27 protein-coding genes are annotated in these 25215 nt (G+C 32.7%); 16 read left to right on the top strand and 11 right to left on the bottom strand.

What is annotated here, in order from left to right:
* The 12 genes from P2W75_RS18425 to P2W75_RS18370 all read left to right on the top strand — a co-directional run bounded on the left by P2W75_RS18425 (position 1) and on the right by P2W75_RS18370 (position 8068).
* The gene (locus P2W75_RS18425) at positions 1 to 669 is read left to right on the top strand and encodes a response regulator transcription factor (protein WP_276381588.1); all 669 of its coding nucleotides are present in this window, start codon (positions 1 to 3) and stop codon (positions 667 to 669) included.
* Between the two features lie 144 nt (positions 670 to 813).
* A complete protein-coding gene (locus P2W75_RS18420) occupies positions 814 to 972 on the top strand; it encodes a hypothetical protein (RefSeq protein WP_207295168.1) in 159 nt (52 codons plus the stop codon).
* Between the two features lie 86 nt (positions 973 to 1058).
* A complete protein-coding gene (locus P2W75_RS18415; RefSeq protein ID WP_276381587.1) occupies positions 1059 to 1280 on the top strand; it encodes a DUF4236 domain-containing protein in 222 nt (73 codons plus the stop codon).
* Between the two features lie 5 nt (positions 1281 to 1285).
* Positions 1286 to 1576 carry an excalibur calcium-binding domain-containing protein gene (locus tag P2W75_RS18410; RefSeq protein ID WP_276381586.1) on the top strand — a complete coding sequence of 97 codons (291 nt, stop codon included), beginning with the start codon at positions 1286 to 1288 and terminating at the stop codon, positions 1574 to 1576.
* A 13-nt stretch (positions 1577 to 1589) separates the two neighbouring features.
* Positions 1590 to 1985: a hypothetical protein gene (locus P2W75_RS18405; protein WP_207295166.1), complete on the top strand. Its 396-nt coding sequence runs from the start codon at positions 1590 to 1592 to the stop codon at positions 1983 to 1985.
* Between the two features lie 3 nt (positions 1986 to 1988).
* Positions 1989 to 3257, top strand: a complete 1269-nt coding sequence (locus tag P2W75_RS18400; protein WP_276381585.1) for an ABC transporter permease — start codon at positions 1989 to 1991, stop codon at positions 3255 to 3257.
* A 5-nt stretch (positions 3258 to 3262) separates the two neighbouring features.
* Positions 3263 to 4159, top strand: coding sequence for a hypothetical protein (locus tag P2W75_RS18395; RefSeq protein ID WP_276381584.1), 897 nt, complete (start codon positions 3263 to 3265; stop codon positions 4157 to 4159).
* 175 nt (positions 4160 to 4334) lie between these two features.
* Positions 4335 to 5402 carry a type I restriction endonuclease gene (locus P2W75_RS18390; protein WP_276381583.1) on the top strand — a complete coding sequence of 356 codons (1068 nt, stop codon included), beginning with the start codon at positions 4335 to 4337 and terminating at the stop codon, positions 5400 to 5402.
* 79 nt (positions 5403 to 5481) lie between these two features.
* On the top strand, positions 5482 to 5838 hold the full coding sequence (locus P2W75_RS18385; protein WP_276381582.1) for a DUF4359 domain-containing protein: 357 nt from the start codon (positions 5482 to 5484) through the stop codon (positions 5836 to 5838).
* A gap of 33 nt (positions 5839 to 5871) precedes the next feature.
* Complete coding sequence (locus tag P2W75_RS18380) at positions 5872 to 6279, top strand: hypothetical protein (protein WP_207295161.1); 408 nt, start codon at positions 5872 to 5874, stop codon at positions 6277 to 6279.
* Positions 6280 to 6291: 12 nt separating this feature from the next.
* Positions 6292 to 6504, top strand: coding sequence for a hypothetical protein (locus tag P2W75_RS18375; RefSeq protein ID WP_276381581.1), 213 nt, complete (start codon positions 6292 to 6294; stop codon positions 6502 to 6504).
* 211 nt (positions 6505 to 6715) lie between these two features.
* On the top strand, positions 6716 to 8068 hold the full coding sequence (locus P2W75_RS18370) for a GH1 family beta-glucosidase (RefSeq protein ID WP_276381580.1): 1353 nt from the start codon (positions 6716 to 6718) through the stop codon (positions 8066 to 8068).
* An 89-nt stretch (positions 8069 to 8157) separates the two neighbouring features.
* Here P2W75_RS18370 and P2W75_RS18365 read toward each other — a convergent pair whose 3' ends face one another.
* The 9 genes from P2W75_RS18365 to P2W75_RS18325 all read right to left on the bottom strand — a co-directional run bounded on the left by P2W75_RS18365 (position 8158) and on the right by P2W75_RS18325 (position 19932).
* Entirely contained in the window at positions 8158 to 9597 is a 1440-nt protein-coding gene (locus P2W75_RS18365; RefSeq protein WP_276381579.1) for a TolC family protein, read from the bottom strand.
* A complete protein-coding gene (locus P2W75_RS18360) occupies positions 9590 to 12757 on the bottom strand; it encodes an efflux RND transporter permease subunit (RefSeq protein WP_207295157.1) in 3168 nt (1055 codons plus the stop codon). Before P2W75_RS18360 ends, P2W75_RS18365 begins: the two co-directional genes overlap by 8 nt.
* 110 nt (positions 12758 to 12867) lie before the next feature.
* The gene (locus P2W75_RS18355; RefSeq protein WP_207295156.1) at positions 12868 to 13950 is read right to left on the bottom strand and encodes an efflux RND transporter periplasmic adaptor subunit; all 1083 of its coding nucleotides are present in this window, start codon (positions 13948 to 13950) and stop codon (positions 12868 to 12870) included.
* A gap of 181 nt (positions 13951 to 14131) precedes the next feature.
* Positions 14132 to 14512 carry a hypothetical protein gene (locus P2W75_RS18350; RefSeq protein ID WP_276381578.1) on the bottom strand — a complete coding sequence of 127 codons (381 nt, stop codon included), beginning with the start codon at positions 14510 to 14512 and terminating at the stop codon, positions 14132 to 14134.
* Between the two features lie 181 nt (positions 14513 to 14693).
* Positions 14694 to 15098 (bottom strand): GNAT family N-acetyltransferase, encoded by a 405-nt coding sequence (locus P2W75_RS18345; protein WP_276381577.1) that lies wholly within the window; start codon positions 15096 to 15098, stop codon positions 14694 to 14696.
* A gap of 60 nt (positions 15099 to 15158) precedes the next feature.
* The gene (locus P2W75_RS18340; RefSeq protein WP_207295153.1) at positions 15159 to 15776 is read right to left on the bottom strand and encodes a hypothetical protein; all 618 of its coding nucleotides are present in this window, start codon (positions 15774 to 15776) and stop codon (positions 15159 to 15161) included.
* A gap of 141 nt (positions 15777 to 15917) precedes the next feature.
* The gene (locus P2W75_RS18335) at positions 15918 to 17786 is read right to left on the bottom strand and encodes a M1 family metallopeptidase (protein WP_276381576.1); all 1869 of its coding nucleotides are present in this window, start codon (positions 17784 to 17786) and stop codon (positions 15918 to 15920) included.
* Between the two features lie 180 nt (positions 17787 to 17966).
* Positions 17967 to 19547: an NADP-dependent glyceraldehyde-3-phosphate dehydrogenase gene (locus tag P2W75_RS18330; RefSeq protein WP_207295151.1), complete on the bottom strand. Its 1581-nt coding sequence runs from the start codon at positions 19545 to 19547 to the stop codon at positions 17967 to 17969.
* Positions 19548 to 19620: 73 nt separating this feature from the next.
* Positions 19621 to 19932, bottom strand: coding sequence for a rhodanese-like domain-containing protein (locus tag P2W75_RS18325; RefSeq protein WP_276381575.1), 312 nt, complete (start codon positions 19930 to 19932; stop codon positions 19621 to 19623).
* Between the two features lie 348 nt (positions 19933 to 20280).
* On the opposite strand from P2W75_RS18325, the gene P2W75_RS18320 reads away from it, so the two are divergent.
* The 4 genes from P2W75_RS18320 to P2W75_RS18305 all read left to right on the top strand — a co-directional run bounded on the left by P2W75_RS18320 (position 20281) and on the right by P2W75_RS18305 (position 23358).
* Positions 20281 to 20907, top strand: coding sequence for a Crp/Fnr family transcriptional regulator (locus P2W75_RS18320; protein WP_207295149.1), 627 nt, complete (start codon positions 20281 to 20283; stop codon positions 20905 to 20907).
* A gap of 598 nt (positions 20908 to 21505) precedes the next feature.
* Positions 21506 to 22291: a sulfite exporter TauE/SafE family protein gene (locus P2W75_RS18315; RefSeq protein ID WP_276381574.1), complete on the top strand. Its 786-nt coding sequence runs from the start codon at positions 21506 to 21508 to the stop codon at positions 22289 to 22291.
* A 237-nt stretch (positions 22292 to 22528) separates the two neighbouring features.
* Entirely contained in the window at positions 22529 to 23005 is a 477-nt protein-coding gene (locus P2W75_RS18310) for a Panacea domain-containing protein (protein WP_207295147.1), read from the top strand.
* A gap of 8 nt (positions 23006 to 23013) precedes the next feature.
* Positions 23014 to 23358 (top strand): hypothetical protein, encoded by a 345-nt coding sequence (locus P2W75_RS18305; protein ID WP_207295146.1) that lies wholly within the window; start codon positions 23014 to 23016, stop codon positions 23356 to 23358.
* Positions 23359 to 23571: 213 nt separating this feature from the next.
* Here P2W75_RS18305 and P2W75_RS18300 read toward each other — a convergent pair whose 3' ends face one another.
* A complete protein-coding gene (locus tag P2W75_RS18300; RefSeq protein ID WP_207295145.1) occupies positions 23572 to 23985 on the bottom strand; it encodes a helix-turn-helix transcriptional regulator in 414 nt (137 codons plus the stop codon).
* A gap of 277 nt (positions 23986 to 24262) precedes the next feature.
* Positions 24263 to 24967 carry an SLATT domain-containing protein gene (locus P2W75_RS18295; protein WP_276381573.1) on the bottom strand — a complete coding sequence of 235 codons (705 nt, stop codon included), beginning with the start codon at positions 24965 to 24967 and terminating at the stop codon, positions 24263 to 24265.
* Positions 24968 to 25215: the final 248 nt, after the last annotated feature.

The following is a 25215-nucleotide window of genomic DNA, read 5'->3' as shown; positions in this document are numbered from 1 at the left end:
ATGTTTAAAAAAGTAATTATAGCCGAGGATCTTGATGCAATGAATTTAGGAATCATTCAGGTACTGAAAGATTTAGAGATTGCTAATTTTCAGCATTCCAAATATTGTGATGATGCATTTTTAAAAATCCGAAGAGCTATTCAAGACAATGAACCTTATGATTTATTAATCAGCGATCTTTCGTTTAAAACCGATCACCGTGAGGTAAAAATCGAAAATGGTGACGAATTGATTCAAAAAGTCCGTGAATTACAACCTAATATTAAAATCATTGCTTATTCTGTAGAAGATAAAAGCTACCGAATTAAATCACTTTTTGATAATGATGGAGTCGACGCTTTTGTGCTTAAAGGTCTTACAAGTATAGAAGAGCTGAAAAAAGCAATGAATGTAATTTCTACTTCAGATCAAAAATTCATTTCGCCAGAAGTTGCTTCTGCCTTACAAGAAAAGAATAATTACGAAATAGACGATTTAGACATTAAAATCCTAAAACATTTGTCTGCTGGAACATCACAAGATGAAATCATAGAAATCTTTAAAAGCTCAGATATCAAACCAAATAGCAAAAGCGCCATAGAAAAACGACTTTCCAAACTCAAAGACTTTTTTAAAGCCAATAATACGGTTCATCTGGTTTCGATTACCAAAGACATGGGAATTATTTAAATTTTCTTTCTACACTATATTTTAAGCTCCTTCGGGAGCTTTTTTTATTTCCCAAAGCAAAAGTTTTCGGATTATGGATTTCCGTAAAATATTGGTTTTGATTGGTTTTACATTTGAATTATAAATCAATATAAAATTAAAATCATGAAAAAAGCAGCTATTCTATTTAGTGTATTCTTCTTAATCTTAGGAGGAAGTATTGAAGCTCAAAGCGGTCATTACAAAGGAGGAAAAGGCAGTTCTCATAAAGGAGGAAAATATAAAAACTCAAGTACTCATAATCACTACAGGAAAAGAAAATAATCAATCTTAAACTTCAATTGCCATGAATTATAGGTATGTCAAAAGAGGTTTATTCATCAGAACTTTAATAACCAACCTAAAAAATCATGGGCTTTCGATTTCAAAAAAGAATCAAGCTTGGAGGCGGTCTTGGGGTTAACATTAGTAAATCCGGAATTTCTCCAAGTTTCAGAACAAAAATGGGCACATTTAGTAAAAATGGCTATTCGACTAAAACAGGCATTCCTGGAGTACGATACCAAAATAGCGGATGCCTTGTACTATTTGTCTTCACAGGACTAATTACATTTTTAATCTATAAACTTTAATTATTATGGGATATCGAAGAGGATATTACAGAAAAGACGGGACATATGTCCAAGGGCATTTTGCCAATAACAGATCCAAATTCTCAAACAAAAACAACGGATGCATACTCATCATTTTGGTTTTTATTGCTTTTAGTTCAATGATTTCATGTTCCGAATCATCTGATTGTCCAACAAAAACTTGTGGTGATTTTTCAACTCAGGCACAAGCTCAGGCAACTTATGACAGTAATAGAAGCTGTTATAAAAATTTAGATGCCGATGGAGATGGAAAAGCATGTGAATCCCTAAAATAAAAAACCATAAAACATGATAACACTAGAACTAAAAAGCCATTTTTTAAGATTATACCAAATGGCATTATCTGACGAACAATTTAATGTACTAGAACTTCAAATGCTGTATCATTTTGCAGATGAAAGAGGAATTCCAAAAGAAGAACTTGACAAACTTTTTCTAAATCCTATTAATACTGAATTTATAGTTCCAGAAGCTTTAAATACAAAAATTGAATATCTCTATGATCTTACCCGAATTATCTGGGCAGATGGAAAAATAACAGACGACGAATTAAATATGCTTAGAAAATACTGTCGAAAATTTGATTTTGTCGAAGAAAATATCAATGATTTATCTGACTATCTTATTGATTGTGTCCAGAAAAACATTGGCAAAGAAGAAATTATTAGTCAACTAAACGCTTAAACTATGAAACCACTTTCACAACTATTTAGTTTAAAAAAAACAGAAGATTCTTCTTTTAAATCTTTCGAAGAAAATGAAGAAGACAGAGAACAAATTAGAATTACCTATTATCAAAGCGGTTTCGCAGCTTCGGTAAAAGCAACAGGAAAGCCAATTGTTTTAAAAGCATGTCTTCAAAATTTATACATGAGTTTTGAAGATCAGTGCCGAAAACAAAAGATGGAACAAGACAGATTAAAACAACCGTATCGCGAAGAACAGGAAAAAAACAGAACCGAACTCAAAAAGTCTGAAACAGCAATTGGTATTTATGAAAAAAAAGAGCAAGATATCAATGATAATATGGACAAGATTAAAAACGAAATCATCGAAGTAAAACGCAATCCTGATAAATACGGAATTGAAGAAGGAAAAGGTCTTAAAGCCCAATTTTATATTGGTTTAATTCTTCTGTTACCAATTACATTATACGTTTTGGTTTTCTATATTTCAGCTTCTTATTCTGCCTTTTTCAAGGAATTTTCAAACGACAGTTTAACAGCTGCTATATTTGATGCTGATGCCTTTACAAATGCGTTTAAAGCAAGCTGGCTCGAAGGAGTTCTAGTAACCACTATTCCATTTGTTTTTATGGGATTGGGTTATGTTATACACATGGTTCAAAAAGGCAAGGGAATAAAAAACATCTTCAGACTTGTATCACTTTTTGCCATTACCTTTTTATTCGATTCTCTTTTGGCTTATATCATCGAGAAAAAAATCTATGAGTTTAATAAAACGACAGAATCATCTCCTTATAATTTAAACATTGCTCTAGGCGAACCAGAATTCTGGATGATCATATTTGCCGGTTTCGTAGTTTACATTATCTGGGGACTTGTATTTGACTTTGTCATGAAAGAATTTGAAAACATTGATAAAATCAGAGCTTTTATAAGAGGCCGAAAAGAAAACCTACTTAATCTGGAAAAACAAAAAACCGATTACATCAACAAAATCAATGATTTCAAACAGCAAATTGTCATCTTCAATGGCAGAATCTCTGAACTTCAATCTAAAATTGACGGCTTTGTTTTTCCTGTAAAAGAATATCTTCATTATCATCATCAATATAAAGAAGGTTGGTTTCAGGCAATTGGTACTGAATTAGCCTTACCTTATAAAGAAAAAGAAGAACTTCTGCAAAACTGTGAGTTATATTCTGAAGAGCATTTAAGCAAATTAAATCTAATCGATCCTGATTTTCAACATTTAGTATATTCTAAAAATTAATATTTATGAAAAATACTTTACACAAATCACTTTTATTCTTTTTATTGATTCTAGTTTTTTCATGTAAAGAAGAAACCAAAAATGAAGAAAAAGAAACTGCCATTAAAAGCGCTGTTTCTGAAAACTACAACATCAGTATTCTAGTTGATTTATCAGACCGAATCAGCACTAAAAAAAATCCAAATCCAACGATGGAATTTTACCAGAGAGATTTAGGATATATAAAATCAGTTTCCGAAGCTTTTTCACAACATTTAAAAACAAAAAGAATGAGGCAGATTGATGATAAAATGCAATTATTCTTTAATCCTGAACCGGAAAATCCTGAGATAAATTCCATCGCTAATCAATTACGAATTACTGTTAACAAAGACAATGCGTCTAAAAAACTATTGAATTCTATAAGCGATACTTATGCCGCAAAAACAACAACGATTTATGAATCAGCCATAAAAGATGACAATTATGTTGGCTCAGACATTTGGAACTTTTTTGACAGCAAAGTCACTGACCAATGCATCGAAAAAGGTTATAGAAATATCCTTGTTATTTTAACAGATGGTTATATTTTTTATGAAGGATCGCAGATAAAAAACAGCAGTCTATCAAACTATTTAACTCCACAGTTAATAAAACAAAATGGCTTAAACACGAATGATTGGAAGAAAAAAATCGAAAAAGAAAATTTCGGTTTTATTAAATCAGACCATGACTTATCGAATCTTGAAGTCTTGGTTTTAGGAATAAATCCTAGTAAAAACAATCCGTTCGAAGAAAAAGTCATTAAAGCGTATTGGACAAAATGGCTTTCAGAAATGAATGTAAAACATTTCGAAATTAAAAATGCCGACCTACCTTCTAACATGGATAAAATTATTAAAGATTTTATTCTTAATAAATAATCAAAACGAAACAATTACGTAAAAATCAAGTACAAATAAGCATTTTTAAAAGAAACAATAATAAGTAATTTATACCGAATTTTAAAAATTCTAAATTAAAAAACTACTTACGGTTTCCCATAAAATAATGATTTGCATTGATTTTACATTTGGAAAATAATTTAAATCAAAAACAATGGAAATTAATATTCAACTAAAATCCTTAGCTGATAAAATTAATCAGTTAAAAAATAAAATTGAAACCGAAGAATCTACAAAACATGCTTTTGTACTTCCTTTTATACACGTTCTTGGATGTGATGCTTTTAACCCACTCGAAGTTGTCCCCGAGTTTACTGCTGATTTGGGGTTAAAAAAAGGAGAGAAAGTAGATTACGCTATATTTCAAAATGGCGAACCAATTATAATTGTTGAATGTAAAAGCTGGAAAGAAAAACTAACCATCCATAACTCTCAATTATTTCGCTATTTCCATGTTACAAAAACTCGTTTTGCACTTTTGACCAATGGAATTAATTACCAGTTTTTTACTGATTTAGACGATCAAAATAAAATGGATGAAAAACCATTTCTTGAATTTGATATCTGTAATCTAAAAGAAAGTACGATTAATGAGATTGCAAAATTTCACAAAGCTAATTTTGATGTCAATAACATTGTAAGTAATGCAAGTTCTTTAAAATATATCAAAGAAATTAAAAAGATTTTTGGAGCTGAATTAGATGAACCTTCAAACGATTTTACAAAAATATTTGCCAGTAGAATTTATACCGGAAGACTTACTGAAAAGGTAGTTGATGAATTCAAAGATTTAGTTCAAAAATCAGTAAGTCAGCTAATTAATGATAAGATAAATGATCGTCTGAATGCAGCTTTAACTAAAGAAACCATCAAACAACAGGATGAAGAAATTATAGCAATTGAAGATGATAGCAAAGTTGTTACAACCGAAGAAGAACTTGATGGTTACCGAATTGTAGTTGCAATTTTGCGTCGAAAACTACCAATACATAGAATAATTCATCGCGATACTCAATCGTATTTTGGAATTTTATTGGATGATAACAATCGAAAACCTCTATGCAGACTTCATTTAAATGGCAATAAGAAATATATCAGCCTTTTTAATAATAACAAAACTGAAGTTAAAACTGCAATTTCATCCATCGATGATATTTATCAATATGAAAAAGAATTACTTGAAACTATAGCACTTTATGAAACAGAATTAAATCCCGTATAAGTACTTATTCCAATGAATTTAATTCTAAGTAGATTTATCTCACCATAAAACAAATAGATAATCATAAACCTTGAAAAACATGAAAACAAAGCATTACCTAATTATCGGATTTTTATTATTTGTTATCATTGCCGCCTTAACAAATCCTGAAACGGATAAACATAAAGAAGAAGTTAAATTAAAAATGAATACTTTTTTAGAAAAAGAAAACAATAAAATAAATAACAATGATAATGATCAATGGGCTAAAGCTGGAAATGTTTTAGCACAATCAATGATTAACATGATGGTAGACAATATGGTTTCATCATCTAATTATATTATATTTTCAACTACGAATGTAACTTACGAAGGAAAAACTAAAACTATTGGCGTTGGTTTTTTAGGAAATGTATTCTTATCAAGCAAAATAGACGAGGCAATAAAGAATAAATAAGCTGACAACTTTACTTTTAAAATCACATCGCCTATGCCAAAAAACTACTCAATTTTATTTGTGTTACTATTTATATTTTCCTGTAAAAATGCTGAAGCGCCGCCTCCACCTCAGATAAATTCATTTTATAAAGCAGTAGTGACAGCCGATGACCGGAAAACAATTACGGCCGAAGAAGCCAAAACCTATCACGTAAATACCACTTATAAATACGAATATAGAACTGGAAATCCCGGAAATTACGAATACAATTATGATGTAAAAGGAATAAATATCAGTGGTGATTCGGTTTATGGAAATATAAATGTTCAGGGGAAATACGGAGCCGGAATTTTAGCCGACAGTGCCGCCGAAATCGAAATCAATACCGAATGGATTTCACATGGAAAATTAAAAGCTGTTGACAAAAAAGGAAATGAATACGATCTGGTCGTTAAATAAAAAAATACTACAATGAAATATACTTTACTCTTACTTATTATTATTTACCTAACCTCATTTCGACCGCCAGAAACAAAAGTTTATATGTGCGGATCGACAGGAGCAAAAAAATACCATTTCAAAGAAACCTGCCGCGGACTCAGTTCCTGCCGCAGCGAAGTGGTAAAAACAACCTTAAAACAAGCTCAGGGTTATGGGTTGACATTATGTGGATGGGAAGATTAATTATCTTCCCATTTTTATATTTAATCATTTGATAATAATGTGTTTACAATAATTTCACATTAGTTTTTTTAATTTGAATAAAACTAATCGTTATGAAATTCTTTAACCTAAAATTCCTAGTTTCATTCAAAGAATGGCTTTTTTTAAGAGCTATGCAATCTTCTTTCCTACACTAAAAAGCATTTTACAAATACAAGGAAAGTACTATTGAATGAATAAAATTGAAAGCTCATTTTTGAACAAAAACCAATTTGGTGAAGATTTCTTGTGGGGTGTTTCTACCGCTGCTTTCCAAATTGAAGGGGCACATGATGCCGACGGAAAAGGTTCTTCTATCTGGGATGTTTTTACTTCTCAAAAAGGAAAAATTAAAAACGGACATCATGCTATAACTGCCTGTGATTTTTACAACTCTTATCAGGACGACATTAATTTAATTAAGGAATTAAATATTCCGAATTTTAGATTTTCGATCAGCTGGCCTAGAATTATGCCCACTGGCAATCACCCTATCAATCAAGCAGGAATCGACTATTACAATAAAATTATAGATTCGCTAATTGCATCTGGAATCGAGCCTTGGATAACACTTTATCATTGGGATTTACCACATGCACTCGAAGTTAAGGGAGGATGGACCAATCGTGAATCGGTTTCGTGGTTTAAAGAATATGTCGAAATCTGTGTACAATACTTTGGCGATCGCGTCAAAAACTGGATGGTTATCAACGAACCTTCTGTTTTTACTGGAGCAGGTTATTTTCTAGGAATTCACGCGCCCGGAAAAAGAGGAATTACCAATTACCTAAAAGCCATTCATCATGTTACTTTGGCTACAGCTGCTGGAGGAAAAATAATCCGAAACAGAATTCCACAGGCAAATATTGGAACTACATTTTCTTGTACACACATTGAACCAGCAACAGAAAACCAAAAAGATATTGAAGCTGCAAAACGTGTGGATACCTTATTAAACCGAACTTTTATCGAACCTATTTTAGGATTGGGATATCCGCAGAAAGATCTTCCAGTTCTTAAAAAACTCAACAATTATATTCTCGAAGATGATTTAAAAAATCTCGATTTTGATTTTGACTTTATAGGCCTGCAATGTTATACGCGTGAAATTGTAAAATATTCTCTCCTCACGCCATACATTGGTGCCGAATTGGTAAGTGCCGAAAAAAGAAACGTGATTTCAACCGACATGGGTTGGGAAGTTTATCCGCCAGCCTTGTATCATATTCTGAAAAAATTCAACGAATATAACGGAATCAGAAAGATCATTATTACCGAAAATGGTGCGGCTTTTCCTGATACCGTTACCAATGACAAAGTATACGATATAAAACGAACGCATTATATTCAGGATCATTTAGAACAGATTTTGAAAGCCAAAAAAGACGGTTTAAATGTAGATGGTTATTTTGTTTGGACTTTGACGGATAATTTCGAATGGGCAGAAGGTTATAATGCCCGATTCGGATTAATTCATGTTGATTTTGAAACTCAGAAAAGAACCATCAAAAATTCGGGATTTTGGTTTAAAGATTTTCTTTCTTAATAAGTTTGTTTTTTAACGGCTAAACAATAAAAAAGCCTTTCAGAATTTTACTTCCGAAAGGCTTTTCCTCTACAAATTAACTGGCAAAATTATTTCCATCCGCCCCCAAGGTCTCTGTAAACATGAACCGCGGCATTTAATTGTTCTTTTTTAGTATCGACTAATTCCAGTTTAGCTTCTAATGCATCTCTCTGAGTCATTAAAACCTCGAAATAATCTACTCTTGCCGATTTAAACAAATCATTCGAAACGTCGATAGATCGGTTTAAAGCATCAACCTGCTGTGATTTTAAATCGTAGCCTTTTTGAAGATTTTCGATTTTAGAAAGCTGGGTTGAAACTTCTAAATAAGCATTTAAAATGGTTTTATCGTAATTGTATAATGCTTGAAGCTGTCTTGCATTTGCACTAGAAAATTCTGCTTTAATTGCATTTCTGTTAATAAGCGGTGCTACTAAATCTCCTGCTAATGAATACAATAATGATTCAGGAAATGTAAACAAATAAGACGGTTTAAAAGCCTGAACTCCAATTGCTGCTGAGATATCTAATGAAGGATAAAACTCTGCACGAGCAACTTTAACATCCAGTTTTGCAGCAACCAATTCTAATTCAGCTTGTTTCACATCTGGACGGTTCATCAATAATTGAGATGGAACTCCTGAGCTTACAGCTGCTGGAAGCAGATCTGTAAAATTGGTTTTCTCTCTTTTGATTTCCTGCGGATAACGTCCTAACAAAAAGTTGATTTTGTTTTCGTTTTCTTTAATTTTCTGAAGAATATCAAACTCTAAACTTTTTGAAGTTAAAACCTCAGCCTGAAACTTCTGAACGCCTAGTTCTGTTGCTCTTGCGGCCTGCTTTTGAACTTTTACAATTTCCAAAGCGTTGCTTTGTAATTCAATAGTTTGTTTTACAATATCCAGCTGCGTGTCTAAAGCTAATAATTCATAATACGAATCAGCGATTTCCGCAATTAGATTAGTGATTACAAAGTTTTTACCTTCAATTGTTGCTAAATAACGGTTTACAGCTGCTTTTTTAGAATTACGCAGTTTTTTCCAGATATCTACTTCCCAGTTTGCATATGCCGCAATTGTAAAGTCTCCCAGCGGATCTGGAGTTTCAACACCTGGTTTGATTTCTGTAGTAGCGTCACCAGCTCCTTGGCTCGTGTATCTACCTACTTTTTCAATTCCAGCGCCTGCACGAATACCGGCACTTGGCAGTAAAAGTCCTTTTCGAACGCGAATATCATTCTTTGCAATTTCGATTTCCTGCAAAGTCATATTCAATTCCTGATTGTTTTTCAACGCAATATCAATAAGATCAACCAAATTTTGATCTTTAAAAAATTCTTTCCATTTTAAAGATGCTGTATTGGTTGTATCCTGAGATTTTTCATTTCCAAATGCTTCCGGAACTGGTGTACTTGTACTTGCTGTTTCAGCTGCAGGAGCCTTACATCCTGCCACGGCAAGACATAAGCTCAATGCAATACTGTATTGATATAATTTGATTTTATACATGATTGTTATCAATTTCTTCTGTTAATGGATTTTCTTCTTCATGTTTTACCAGCTTGTGTTTTTCAGCAATTCGGCCAAAAATGTAATACAAGCCTGGAATTACAAATACTCCGCAGATGGTTCCTATAAGCATACCTCCTGCCGCAGCAGTACCAATAGTTCGGTTACCAATTTTACCAGGACCAGTTGCAAAAACCAGCGGTAATAATCCCGCAATAAAAGCAAATGAAGTCATCAAAATTGGACGGAACCTTGCTTTTGCACCCTCCATTGCAGCTTGTAACACAGACATACCTGTAGCATGTCTTTGAATCGCAAACTCAACAATCAACACGGCATTTTTACCTAATAATCCAATAAGCATTACCATGGCTACTTGAGCGTAAATGTTGTTTTCTAATCCAGCTATTTTTAATAAAAGGAAAGCTCCAAAAATACCCGCAGGAAGAGAAAGAATTACAGATAATGGTAAAATAAAACTTTCGTATTGGGCAGCTAACACTAAGTATACGAATCCTAAACAGATTAAAAATACCCATATTGCCTGATTACCTTGTGCCACCTCATCGGCAGAAATACCTGCCCAGTCAATGTCATATCCTCTTGGTAATTTTTTAGCTGCAATTTCCTGAATTACTTTAATGGCCGTTCCAGAACTGTAACCTGCTGCTGCAGAACCACTAATTTGTGTAGAAGTGTACATATTATGACGTGTAATCTCTGAAAGTCCGTACACTTTTTCTAATCTCATAAAAGCAGAATAAGGCACCATTTCATCACGATTGTTCTTCACATACAATTTCAAAATATCTTCTGGCAGCGCACGATATTCTGGAGAAGCCTGAACGATTACTTTATAGTTGATTCCGTATTTAATAAAACTGATTTCGTAGTTACTTCCTACAAGAGTTGACAACGTATTCATGGCATTTTCGATAGAAATACCTTTTTGCTGTGCCAAATCATTATCCACTTTCATCATATACTGAGGGAAACTTGAACTATAGAAACTGAAAACATTCGATAATTCAGGCTGTTTATTTAATTCAGCCACAAAATCATTGTTTACCTGTTCCATTCTCTTATAATCTCCAGAACCTGTTTTATCTAGCAAACGAAGCTCAAATCCTCCGGCAGCACCATATCCAGGTACCGCTGGCGGTTGGAAAAACTCGATATTAGCACCTGTAATATCTTTACATTTTTCCTCCATTTCATGCATAATCTCAATAACAGATTCTTTTCTGTCACTCCAATCTTTAAGGTTCACCAAACAAGTACCTGAGTTTGCTCCTGTACCTTCTGAAAGGATTTCATAACCTGCTAATGAAGAAACTGATTTTACGCCATCAATATGTTCTGCAATTTTTTGAACTCTTTCTGCAATATTATTGGTTCTTTCTAATGAAGATCCCGGAGGTGTCTGAATAACGGCATAGAACATTCCCTGATCCTCATTAGGAATAAATCCAGAAGGCACGTTGCTGCTGATAATCCATGTTCCAAGACAGAATCCTAGAAGCGCTACGACTGTTACTACTCTTCTGTCAACAATTTTACCTAATACATTTTGATATTTACCTTGTGCTAAATTGAACTTTTCGTTGAAAGCGTCAATAAATCGGTTTGCAGGCGTTTTCTTTTTAGGCATAGCATGATTGTTTTTTAACATCATCGCACAAAGCGCAGGAGTTAAGGTCAATGCTACAATACCAGATAGAATAATCGCAGTTGCCATAGTAACCGAGAACTGTCTGTAGAATACTCCAACAGGTCCCGACATAAACGCCACTGGAATAAATACCGCCGCCATTAAGAACGTAATGGCAATGATCGCCCCCGCAATTTCATGCATTGCCTTTTTAGTTGCCTTAAATGGCGACAAGTGTTCTTCTTCCATCTTGGCGTGAACGGCTTCGATAACCACAATCGCATCATCGACTACGACCCCGATTGCCAATACTAGAGCAAATAATGTAATTAAGTTCAACGATATATCGAAGAATGTCATGAACACAAAAGTTCCTACCAGCGATACTGGAACCGCAATTGCTGGAATAACTGTAGAACGCCAGTCTCCTAAGAAAAGGAATACTACTAAACCTACCAGAATAAAGGCTTCAACCAAAGTATGAATTACTTTTTCGATAGAAGCGTCAAGGAATTTAGAAACGTCATACGAAATCTCATAATCCATCCCTTTTGGGAATTTTTGTTTGATTTTTTCCAGTTTCGCTTTTACTTCTTCAATAACCTGATTCGCGTTACTTCCAAAAGATTGTTTTAATACGATCGCCGCAGATGGTCTTCCATTCAAGTTAGAATAGATATCGTACATAGAGCTTCCAAATTCAACTTTTGCAATATCTTTTAAGCGTAAAAGCTCTCCGTTTGGATTTGATTTTACTACGATATTCTCATATTGTTCTTTTGTGGTAAAACGTCCTGAATATTTTAATACATATTCGAATGCTTGAGAACGTTTACCAGAACTCTCTCCCGTTTTACCTGGAGAAGCTTCCAAACTCTGACTTGATAATGCTTCCATTACTTCATCAGCAGAAATTTTATAAGCCAGCATACGGTCTGGTTTCAACCAGATACGCATGGCATATTCACGTGTTCCTAAGATATCCCCAGAACCAATACCATTTACCCTTTTTAATTCAGAAAGTACGTTGATATCGGCATAGTTGTATAAGAACTTCATGTCGGTATTTTTATCCGTACTGTAAAGGTTCACGTACATCAACATACTTGGAACTTCGCGAGTAATTTTAATACCTTCTCTAATTACCAAAGGAGGAAGTTTATTGGTAACCGAAGCCACACGGTTTTGAACATTAATCGCCGCTTGATTTGGATCTGTACCCAAGTTAAAAACTACTTTAATAGTAGCTTCTCCATCGTTACCAGCATCAGAAGCCATATATTTCATTCCCGGAACCCCGTTTAAGGCTCTTTCCAAAGGAATAACAACCGCCTTAATCATCAACTCACCGTTAGACCCAGGATAGTCTGCGGTAACGTTCACCATTGGAGGTGAAATCGTAGGGAATTGGGTAATTGGTAAATTTAAAACCGACAATACCCCTAAAAAGACAATAATCAACGATATTACTATCGAAAGAACAGGTCTTTGAATAAATTTATTAAACATTTTATATCTTTTAAATGATTAAACTAAATGAAAATCAATACGCAGCCAGCACCAATTCTATAATTCGCCACAAAGGACTAAATACTAAAACTGAGACTGAATACTTTAATTTATTCTGCTTTTAAGCGTAAATGATTGATCACTTCTTTAGGAGATTCGTAATCGAATTTAATTTTGTCGTTTTCTTTTACTTTTTGAACACCTTCAAGTAAGATTCTATCGCTCTCTGTAAGACCGCTTTTAATCACGTATAGATCAGGAATTTCACCTGTAATCGTGATTTCTCTTGAAGTTACTTTATTGTTTTTATCAACTATAAAAACATATTTTTTATCTTGGATCTCGTAAGTTGCTTTTTGCGGAATTACGATAGCATTTTTAAGAGGAACGTTCATTTGAACCTGTCCAGTTTCACCATTTCTAAGCAATTTTCCAGAATTAGGGAATCTTGCTCGGAAAGCGATATTTCCGGTTTCGTTGTTGAATTCACTTTCTATAACCTCAACGTTTCCTTTATCTTTAAAAATATCTCCGTTTGCTAAAACCAAAGAAACTTTGTTGTCTGCACGGTCTTTAATATTGGTTTCGTACTGAAGATATTCTGGTTCAGAAACGTTGAAATAAGCAAACATCTGGCTGTTGTCTGAAAGACTTGTCAATAATTCACCTTCGTCAATTAAACTTCCTAGTTTTAAAGGAATACGGTCAATCGTTCCATCAAATGGAGCTCTAATTTCTGTAAATGATAAATGAAGTTTTGCTAATGATACCTCAGCTTTTGCTGATTGTAATTTTGCTTGAGCAACACTTAATTCGTTTTTAGAAACGATATTTTTGTCAGCCAGCAATTTAGCATTTTGTAATTCGATTTCTGCTGATTTTTGTTCTGCTTGTGCTTTTAATAATTCTGCCTGATACATGTTTGGCATAATTCTAAACAACAGCTGGCCAGCTTTTACAAACTGTCCTTCATCAACATATATATTTTGTAAAAACCCTTTTTCTTGGGCGCGTAGTTCGATATTGCGAACTGATTTTATTTGTGAAACATATTCTTTAGTAAATGAAGTGTCGATTTTTACCGGATTAGTAACCGTGAATTTTTCAACTTCTTCTTTTTCTTCTTTTTTAGATGTGCAGCTCGTTAAACACATCAAGGCCATTAAGCCCGTGAACACAATGATTTTTTTCATGATTTAGTTTGGAAATTAAGCGATTGAATGCTTTTTGGAATGAAAATTCCTTTTGGATGTTAAAATGCATCAGTCAGCCTTAGTCCAGACCTTAATCTTCATATAAGCAGAAGTAGTAAAATAATATACAACAGCAGATACGCAGAGATCATAACTCAGGTAACCGATGTATATTTTTAAATCAAATTCTTAATACTCGTTGAGTAATATAGATAGGATTTGAATGCCCAAAGACAGGCGTAGAAATTTTAAAACGATTGGAATCATTCGCTGCAGACTGATCTGAAAGTGCCAGATACAAAGTGTCTACCAAACTATACGAAGCAGCAAAATATTTGTTCGTAAGTAAATCAACATCGTCTCCTCCTACAAGATCTTCTTCTAGATCAACATCTGCAGCATCTTCAATTATTGAAGTTCCGCGATCTTGATTAGTAAATTTAACCCTGTGTTTTTGCAGATGATGGTGATTCTGAGCGCCAAAAGTATTTGCATTCAGATATTGGCCTCCGCCAAACAGAAGCATATTCATGAATACTAAAAATACTATTAACTTTCTCATTTCGGTGCGAAAGTAATAAAAGAATCCAAAGAAAAAAAGATTTTTTAACAAGGTTTAACACTTGCTGAAAACGAAAACGTTTTCAAGGATTAACTCCCTGTAAATAAGACGATAAAAAATCTTACAAAAAAATTTAAGTTAGGATAATTAAAAATCCTAAAAGAATATAAACAATTCAATATCAGGTTTTTAATTCCATTATCGTGAATTCTTGTCCAGCTTTGGTAAAGGTTTTATAAGTATCTATAAATCCTGCTTTTTCATAAAATGACTTTTTATTGGTTCTAGCGTTACACCAAACTTTTTCTATGTTATTACTCTTAGCAAAATCTAAAATATATTTCAAAAGATTTGAAGCAATTCCTTTTCCCTGATGATTTTCTAAAGTTGCCAGCTTACGAAACTGCATTTCTTTTCCTTCAATAAAACAAGAAACAATTGATACTAATAATTCGCCATCAAATACCCCAAAATGATATCCAGAATTGTCTTCTTCAAGCTGTACAAATTCAAAAGGCTCGTTCGGCCACATAACTTCATGCCGAATCTGCCAAGTTTGTGATGCTTCTATAACTTTGATTTCCATTTTCACTTTTTATCAAAAATAAAAAAAGAACCTCATAAGGTTCTCTTTTTGATGCAACTTTTACAATGCTTTTTTATAAAAAGCTTCGTTATTATTTTCGTATATCTTTTTGACTCCCTTCTCGCTTTTTTTTGCAATGTTTATGGCTCGCAGCATACTTTTCGTTTCATCTAAAGTGCAATTCCAAATTGTTCCGTTTGATAAAATAATGGCCGAATATAAAGCATCTGACGGATCACTGTTATAATACACAATGTCTTCGGTCTTAATCAGTTTTTTTTCTTTTGTTTTACGATTTTGCTCATAAAAAGAAATCTGGTTTCCTGATACTTCTACCAATTTATCGATTTTTTTTTCTTTAAATTCATGCTCAACATTTACAGCCCATATTGGTTTATCTCCTGTAAATAACCAAGTTCCGTTAACTTTTTCAAGTATATCTTTTCTCAAAATTTCTTTAAGAGTATCGACTTTCTTTAGGGATTCCTGCCCAATTTCATTTTCCGGTTTAATCCTTGAAGCAATAGAAAATTGATCTAAAGCATTTACAAAGTCAGATTTTTTTAAATAAGAAACAGCCAAATCATATTTATTCTTCTGAAATATAACTTTAGAATCATTCTGTGCTTTAATGCCTATAGATAAAAGCATTAAAACAATAAGTAAATAATTTTTCATTAGTTTCGAATGTTTTTTGTCTTTTTTTTGCAAACATAACAAAATAATTTTTCCTACAAATATGATTTATTCTCTATAACAAAAAAACCACCATTTTACTGGTGGTTTTAACAATATTCTTACAAAAAAATAGATTATTTCTTAAATGCTTAGTGAATTATTTTCAGGAGTAGCGTCTAGGAAAATTCCGCCGTCAACGGTCACTTTTTTAATTGCTTTTTTCGCCTTAACGTTTATAGATATATTCTTTCCATTTTTTTCCCAAACGGCAGGAGTCTGATGTAATGTTTCTGTCGAATTATCTGCGTAAACCACAATTACGTCAAATGGTATAGCAAAACCTCCATCATTTTGTATGGATATAGTATTTTTTGCCACTCCTTTAACCGAAAGATCAATATAGTTATTGGTGAAGAACCAGTTATTGAAGAACCAATTCAGATTTTTTCCCGAACCCGTATTCATCGAATTAAAATAATCCCACGGAATTGGGTGTTTTCCGTTCCAAGTATCCATATAATGATGTAATGATTTTTTGAACAAATCATCTCCAAGCAAATCCTTTAAAGCTATATAGGAAAGTGATGCTTTTCCATAAGAATTGTTTCCATACCCCGGACCCGAAACCTGTGTAGACATTGAGATAATTGGCTGATCTTCTTCTGTTGATTTATCATTAATGTATTGTTCCACTCTAAATTCTTTATAAAATTTATCAGCAGCTTCTTTTCCATGCTCTGCAATTCCAATTAAATATTCAAAAGTAGTTGCCCAGCCTTCGTCCATAAAAGCATAACGTGTTTCGTTGATTCCCATGTAAAATGGAAAATACGTATGTGCTACTTCATGATCCTGCACCAATTGTGCAAATTTTGGATCATCCATTTGCGAATCGTTACACATCATTGGATATTCCATGTCTGCAAAACCTTGGAAAGCCGTCATTTTAGAAAATGGATATGGAATTCCAGGCCAGTTATTTGAAAACCAATCTAAAGCATATTGATTGTTTTTAACAGAATTAACAAAATCAGTTCCTTTAATATCATAAGCCGCCTGAACGCTTGCACGACGGTTTGCTTTTTTGTCGACTACAACACTGCTGGCATCCCATAAATAATGATCGCTCAATCCAAAACATACATCTGAAATATTGTTAGCTTGAAATTTCCAAGTATTCCAATCGTTTTGTTTGGTAACAACTCCGCTTTTCATTTCTTGTTCGTTGGCAATATGCAGAATTTCATCTGTTACGTATGATTTTTTAAGACGCGCTGCGAACTCCGGCTGTAAAACCTCATCTGGATTTAATAAATCTCCTGTTGCATAGACTACAAAATTTTTAGGTGCTTTTACAGAATAGACGTAATCATTAAAGTCGTTGTAAAATTCCTGACGATCTGTATGTGGTAATCTGTCCCAACCATTGTAATCATCAAAAACAGAAACTCTCGGGTAACTATACGCTACAAAGAAAGTACTTTCGTCAATTTGTCCTTCTCTACCGCTTTCTTTCGACAAAGGATAATTCCAGTCGATATTTATGGTTGTTTTAGAATGAGGCGCGATGGCTTTTTTCATTTTTATATTTCCAACTGTTCCCCAGCTTCTTCCATCTTCTTTATAGGTTTCGCCACCTATTTTAAGAGAGGTAATCGTTAATCCGTTGCTTAGGAAATCTTCGCTTACAGTTCCGCTTCTTGGTGCAGATGGTTTGTGAAGATTGTTTACAAAACGAATTACAAAATTTCGTAAACTGTCGTTACTGTTGTTTTCATAAATAATAGTTTCGGTTCCTGAAACCATTTTGGTTTTGGCATCCACTGTTATATCCATAGTATATTTACCATGATTCTGCCAATAATTTTTTCCCGGTTTTCCGTCCATCGAACGGGTACCTTTTGCGTAAGCGGCTTTAATATTTCTTGGCATATAAAGCTCTTGTGCGAAGCTTGTTTCTGCCAAAAATAAAAATCCAGCTAAAGCAAAATAAAGTGATAGTTTTTTCATAAGTGCTTTTGGTAATTTAATTGTTTCTTTATAAGACTGCTTTTTTAAAATTAAGTTACAAATTCTTATAAAATTACATTTTTCGAGTAATAAAACTAAAAATTCTTACAAAAGAAAAAACCGTCTGATTTCTGAAAAGAAAAAAGACGGCCAGCTACAATTAATATATAACCTTGATGCTTACAAAATATAGTCGGTATTAATGAAATTCGACTCTTTGCTGTTTAACAATTCCTGCAGAATTTCGTTGTTATAAGCAATGTCTTTTGAAGCGACAAACGTACGGATTGAGAATGAACGCAAAGCATCTGGAATACTTAGAGTTCCTACAGCAGAATCTTTACGACCTGTAAATGGGAATGCATCTGGACCTCTCTGGCAAGAGCTGTTTAAGTTTACTCGGCACACTAAGTTTACCAAAGCATCTATAAGCGGTGCTAGAGTTTTAATGTCTTTTCCGAACAAACTTACCTGCTGTCCATAATTAGATTCGGCCATATCTTCAAGCGGTTCTTTGATATCTTTAAAAGAAATAACTGGAACCACAGGACCAAATTGTTCTTCATGATACACACGCATTTTGCTGTTTACCGGATATAAAACGGCTGGGAAAATATAATTATCAGTATGCTTTCCTCCTTTTTCGTTTAGGATTTTAGCACCTTTACTTGTTGCATCGTCAATTAATCCTTGGATATAAGATGGTTTTTCAGTTTCTGGAAGTGGTGTTAAAGACACTCCAGATTCCCAAGGATTTCCAAATTTTAATGAATCTACTTTTTCAGAGAATCTTTTATTGAATTCCTCCGCAATAGATTCGTGAACGTATAATACCTTTAAAGCTGTACAACGTTGTCCGTTAAACGATAAAGTTCCTGTGATACATTCCTGAATAGCCAAATCTAAATCAGCATCTGGAAGAATAATTGCTGGGTTTTTCGCTTCAAGACCTAAAATTAAACGTAATCTGTTTTTGTTTGGATGCTGATCTTGTAACGCAATGGCTGATTTACTGTTTCCAATTAATGCCAAAACATCAATTTTTCCTGATTTCATGATTGGAGAAGCTACTTCACGTCCTCTTCCATACACAATATTGATAACACCTTTTGGAAAACTTGTTTTAAAAGCTTCTAATAATGGTGAAATACATAAAACTCCATGTTTGGCAGGCTTGAAGATAACAGTATTTCCCATAATCAAGGCCGGAATCAATAATGAAAACGTTTCATTTAAAGGATAGTTGTATGGTCCAAGACACAAAACCACTCCAAGAGGACCACGGCGAATCATGGCGTTTACTCCTTGTACTTTTTCAAAATGAGCGCTTCGCCCGTTTAATTCTTTATAACTGGCAATAGTGTCATAAATGTATTCGACAGTTCTGTCAAATTCTTTTTGAGAATCGCCTAATGATTTTCCAATTTCCCACATTAAATACTTCACCACTTCTTCGCGGGTTTCTTTCATTTGAGAAACGAATTTTTCCATGCATTTAATACGGTCAGCAACTTTCATTGTAGGCCACAAACCTTGTCCTTTATCATAAGCTTCATTGGCTGCTTCAACAACTTCGGCAGCTTCTTTTTCGCCCATAAAAGGAATCGATCCTAATAAAGTAGGTGCATATTTTTCTGTAGATGAAATGGTCGAAAACACAGGTGTGGTCTGCCCTGTCCATTGTTTCAACTCTCCATTTACAAGATAAGTATCTTGATTTAAAAGAGATTTAATTTCAAATTCTTCGGGTATTAAACTCATAATCTGGTAATTTAGTTTGGTTATTAATAGCTCTTTAATGAAAAAAGAGGCTTTTTTCGCCTCTTCTTCTATTTTATGGTTGTACGGTTTCGCCTTCCCAGTCCAGTATACCACCAAGCAGATTATAGGCATTTTCGATACCTAATTCATTCATAATCTGACATGCTTTAGCGCTTCTGGCACCAGAACGACAGTACACATAATAGTTTTTATTTTTGTCTAATTCTTCAATTTCATAAATAAAAGCCTGACCTTTATTGATATCAATGTTTACAGCATTTTCAATATAGCCATCATTAAATTCGTCTTCAGTTCTTACGTCAAGTATAACTGCATTTTCGTCAGCTTGTAACTGAGCAACCCAATCTTCTTGTGATAAATTCATAGTAAAATGTGTTTTTGTAAAATTACGACGTTTCTATTTATAAAAAACGTACCAAATGCGATTTCGATTATTATTCTCAGAAAACGTTTTAGAGAAAGTATTATAATCAGTGAAATACAAATTTAGCTGTTATTTTTAAAATTATAGTCTGTAAAATCGATAGAAAATAGGATTTTTTCATTTACATAAAATTAATATCAAATCCTATTTTCTCACAATTAATCCCAATTCAAACTAGTATCTTTGCATAAAATTTTATTTTTTAATAACTTTTTGATAAAAACCAAGACATCAAAATGACATCTGTTATTTCGAGCGGAGCCTAGAATTGACAAAATTTTTATACAAATGAATCATTCATTAAAAACCATCTTTCCTAATTTCTCAAACGAACTTATCGCTGTAATTGAAGAAAACGGAAGTTTACAAGATTTTGAAGCCGGAACTATTTTAATGCGTACTGGACAATATATTAAAAACACTGTTTTGATTACAAAAGGGAAAATTAAAATTTACCGTGAAGGCGAAGATGGCGGCGAATTTTTAATGTATTACTTACAGCCTGGTCAAGCCTGTGCCATCTCAATGATCTGCACAGCCAAAAGTGAAAAAAGCCAGATAATGGCCAAAGTAGTCGAAGATGTTACGGTTATGATGATTCCGCTGCAGTTGATGGATAAATGGATGATGGAACACCGGTCTTGGTACGAATTTGTCATTGAAACCTACCGAAGCCGTTTTGAAGAAGTTCTGGAAGTAGTCGATAATATTGCTTTTCGTTCTATGGATGAGCGTTTGGAATTTTATTTAAAAAGGCATTCTGATGCCTGCGGTTGTTCTGAAGTGAATCTTTCGCATCAGGAAATTGCAACCGAATTAAATACTTCTCGTGAAGTTGTTTCAAGATTACTAAAAAAAATGGAACAGCGCGGTCTTGTCAAACTTAATCGAAACCAAATTGAACTTTTAAAATAAAGTTTTTTTCGCCACGAATTCACGAATTTTCACGGTTACTTTTATTGTCTTTAATTTCACTAATTTTTCAATCATTATCAAAAAATAATTCGTGCATTCGTGGCGGAAAAAACTTCCATGATTTTCTAACACCAATTTTACTTTCTTTTCTCAATCATTATCAAAAATAATTCGTGAATTCGTGGCGGAAAAACCTCCATGATTTTCTACCACCAATTTTACTTTCTTTTCTCAATCATTATCAAAAATAATTCGTGAATTCGTGGCGGAAAAAACTTCCATGATTTTCTACCACCAATTTTACTTTCTTTTCTCAATCATTATCAAAAATAATTCGTGAATTTGTGGCGGAAAAAATTTCCATGATTTTCTACCACTAATTTTACTTTCTTTTCTCAATCATTATCAAAAATAATTCGTGAATTCGTGGCGGAAAAAACTTCCATGATTTTCTAACACCAATTTTACTTTCTTTTCTCAATCATTATCAAAAATAATTCGTGAATTCGTGGCAAAAAAAAAACAAAAAATATCTTCTGTGATAAATGTTACTGTAGGTTTCTAATTTCCGAAGCAATTTTGCATAAAAATAAATGCAATGGAATATTTAGGTTATTTTGCTTCGATTATTATCGGGATTTCGCTGGGATTAATTGGCGGAGGCGGTTCTATCTTGACTATTCCTATTTTGGTGTATTTATTTAAAGTAAATCCAGATCAGGCAACTTCCTATTCTTTATTTATTGTGGGATTGACTGCTTTGTTTGGCAGTTTCAGTCATTACAAAATGGGAAATCTGAAATTAAAATCGGCATTGTATTTTGCCATTCCTTCTGTTATTTCGATTTTGATTATTCGTGAAGTTATTTTCCCGCAGATTGCTTCAACCATTTTTTCGATAGCGTCTTATTCCGTTTCAAAAGACTTTCTTATTATGATTGTCTTTTCAATCTTAATGATAACTGCGGCTATTTCGATGATTAAAAAAAATGTAACCGAGATAAAAGGAACGGAAACCAATTATATACAACTAAGTATTATTGGATTTCTAGTTGGAATTGTAACCGGATTTCTGGGAGCTGGAGGCGGATTCTTAATAATTCCTGCCTTATTGTTTTTTGCCAAATTACCCATGAAACAAGCCGTGGGAACCTCACTACTAATCATCACTATTAATTCATCAATAGGATTTGGAGGCGATTTATACATCGGAACTCCTATTGATTATACTTTTCTGTTAGGTGTATCTGGAATGGCACTTCTCGGAATGTTAATCGGGAGCCAGCTTTCTAAAAAAATAGACGGAGCCCGATTAAAACCTCTTTTTGGCTGGTTTGTACTCGTAATGGGATTTTACATCATTACTAAAGAAGTTTTATTTTAAAATTTTGAATTTAGTTTCACTTGTAGAGTAATCTTTGTCAAAGTTGGCGCTTGACAAAGATGAAACTAAATAAAGACTTCTCGCAAATTAAATTATTATCTACTTTTAATATTGATATTGAGATGAAAAGCAAAGTTAAACGTAAATAAAAAATGATTAACTTTACAGAAATTTCTTTTATAAAATGGAAATAGTTTTTCTATTTTACACATAATTTTTCTAAAAAATCTAAAAACAATGCCGTATTCAGCTCTATTTATGTCTGGAAAAATACTTGAACGTGCTCAAGAGGAAGGAGAAGGCATTTCTAATATGAAATTGCAAAAACTCCTCTATATCGCTAATGGTATATACTTAGTTAAACATGGAACACCATTGATAGAAGAACCTATAAAAGCTTGGAAGTATGGTCCTGTTGTTGAAAAGGTTTACTACGAGTTTAAAAAATATGGCAACGAAAGTATTAAAGAAATACCTTGGGAATATCAGCAATACAAATCAAAAGTTAAATTAGATGAAGATGCAGAAGAAGCGGTTACTTTTGTTTTAGAGGTTGCTAAAAAACTTTCAGCAATTCAATTATCAAATTGGACTCATGCAGAAAATTCTCCGTGGACAAAAGCAAAACTTCAAAAAGACTCCCTCATTTCTGAAAATGATATGAAAATCTTTTTTGAACAATTTTTTAATCCAGAGCTTCAAAATGCTGAATAATTTTATTTATGGCAACAGAACCAAATCCATTAAATGCACTTATTAATCAGGTAGCTTCTACACCACCTTTGCAAAGCTCTAATGAAGAAAGAATGTTTTATGAAAAACACTTATCTGATTTAGCAAATTCAAATCAAAATATGCTGGAAAGAAAAAAGTATGCTGAATATATTTTCAGTTTTACCTGTATTTGGTGTATTTGTATTTTTTCTATTTTGATACTGAAAGGACTTGGAAAATTAGCCTTATCTGATACCATAATCATCACTCTAATTGGTTCGACAACATTAAATATTTTGGTTTTTTTCACACTAGTAACCAAGTATTTATTTAATTCTGAAAAATCCACTTAATGAAAATTAAATCGTTTTCTATCCCTAACGCATAGAAAAAAAATAAGATTATTGCAAGATCTCAATTTCCTCCAGATTTAGCTGTAGATAAACAAATCTATAAAAAAAAGGCTTTAGCCAAATTTTATCATTTTGGCTAAAGCCTAATTCGCATTCAAACAAAAAACCTCCAGTTAAAACTGGAGGCAATTGATTTTATCTTTGTTCTTTATATTATTTTTTAAGCAGTTTTTCTAAATATTCTACCTTTTCCCTTTCTGCCTGAACTAATTCTTTTTCAGCCTGAACCAACCGTTCGTAAAGTTCAACCATTTTATCTAAAGGATTAAAAGTAAAAATAGGTCCAGACGCAGCTTGACCATTATTTGCACTATTATCATAAAAATTATTGAAGAAATTAAAAACAGATTCTTCTGTAAAATTCTCAATTGCTTCTACCGTCACGCCAAGTGCTTTCGCAATTTGTACCAATTTTTCAAATTCGACAGTTTCGCTGGTTTCAATACTTGAAATAGTCTGCTGGCTTGTACCAATTGCATCAGCAAGTGCTCCTTGTTTCATCCCGCGAAGTTCTCTAATTCGGCTTATGTTTCGGCCAATATTTTTAGGTCTATTTAATGTGCTCATAATTCAAAGGTATTTAAAATTCCCGAAAAAATCACTCAATTAGTAAATTACAAACCAGATTGGTACACTACATTTTACTGATGTTTTTTTCGCTTGCAAGTTGTGCATTTATCAAACAAAAATACGCTTTTTATATATTTAAAAACCAATAAAAAGTACGAAAATAACTACTTATTAATCAATAAAATCTTTATATTTTGGACATTACTTGCTATCCGCTTGATCTTTTCTATTCTTAACGTTTAATCGAATCAAAAGATCTTTTCGTTTTTAATGATTAGTTAAATAAAAGAATATATAAATTTATAATACAAAAAATCAATATTGGTCCATACATAAAAAGATGATATTTAAAATAAATCTTCCAATAATAATTTAAGTTTATAATAATCTTATCGATTGAATTCAACTCAAAATAATCAGGTTTCAACAATTGAAATTTTAAATAATCAATTTGTTTATGATTTTCGTTTCTCTTTAATATTTTATCATATTCATCGCTTATTTTATATAAAATATCTTTTTTATCGGGATTATTATTCTCATAAGTTTTTGTGTATCTTAATCTATTATAAAGTTCTGAAATATCTAGGGCACAATTATGATATCTATCTGATTTTAAAATAAAATTCTCAGAACTTTCTAGCTGACTAAATAATAGTATTAAAACTGAAAATGCCATTGAAGCAAAATTAACCTGATTGTCAGTTAATTCAAACATCCAAAATTTTAAATGATAAACATTTACTAAACTAACAATTATTAAATAAGCCGAAAGATAACCAACACATTGTCCTGATAACCTATGAAGAGTTTCAGTTCTCCTACTTGCTAAAAATCGTGCGCCCTTAGTTGACCAAAGTTTATAATTTAATTCAACTTCAAAATCTTTAAGTAAATAAGGAGCAATCTTCTTTTTTAGTTTTTTAATTCTTTTTGCTCTTTGGATCTTTTTCCAATATTTTAGTAATCGTTCAAACATTTGGTTAAAATTAAATAATTTAATTTTACAAAAATATCAAAAAAATTAACCAAAATATTCACGCCAAAAAATGCAATATTTACTATTGCATTGATTTTTTATAGTCCAATATAATGTATATGACATAAAAAACCTCCAGTTAAAACTGGAGGGAATTGAATCTATAATTAAAATTCGTGCAATTTAAAGTCACAATATTCAGAATTCATTCAACTCAAAATAAAAATTCGTGACTCGAGCGACAGAGG

Source organism: Flavobacterium sp. H4147 (genome assembly GCF_029360735.1).
GTDB classification, from domain to species: Bacteria; Bacteroidota; Bacteroidia; order Flavobacteriales; family Flavobacteriaceae; genus Flavobacterium; species Flavobacterium endoglycinae.
Note: the sequence above shows the minus strand (reverse complement) of the source record. Positions and strands in the feature narration are given on the sequence as shown.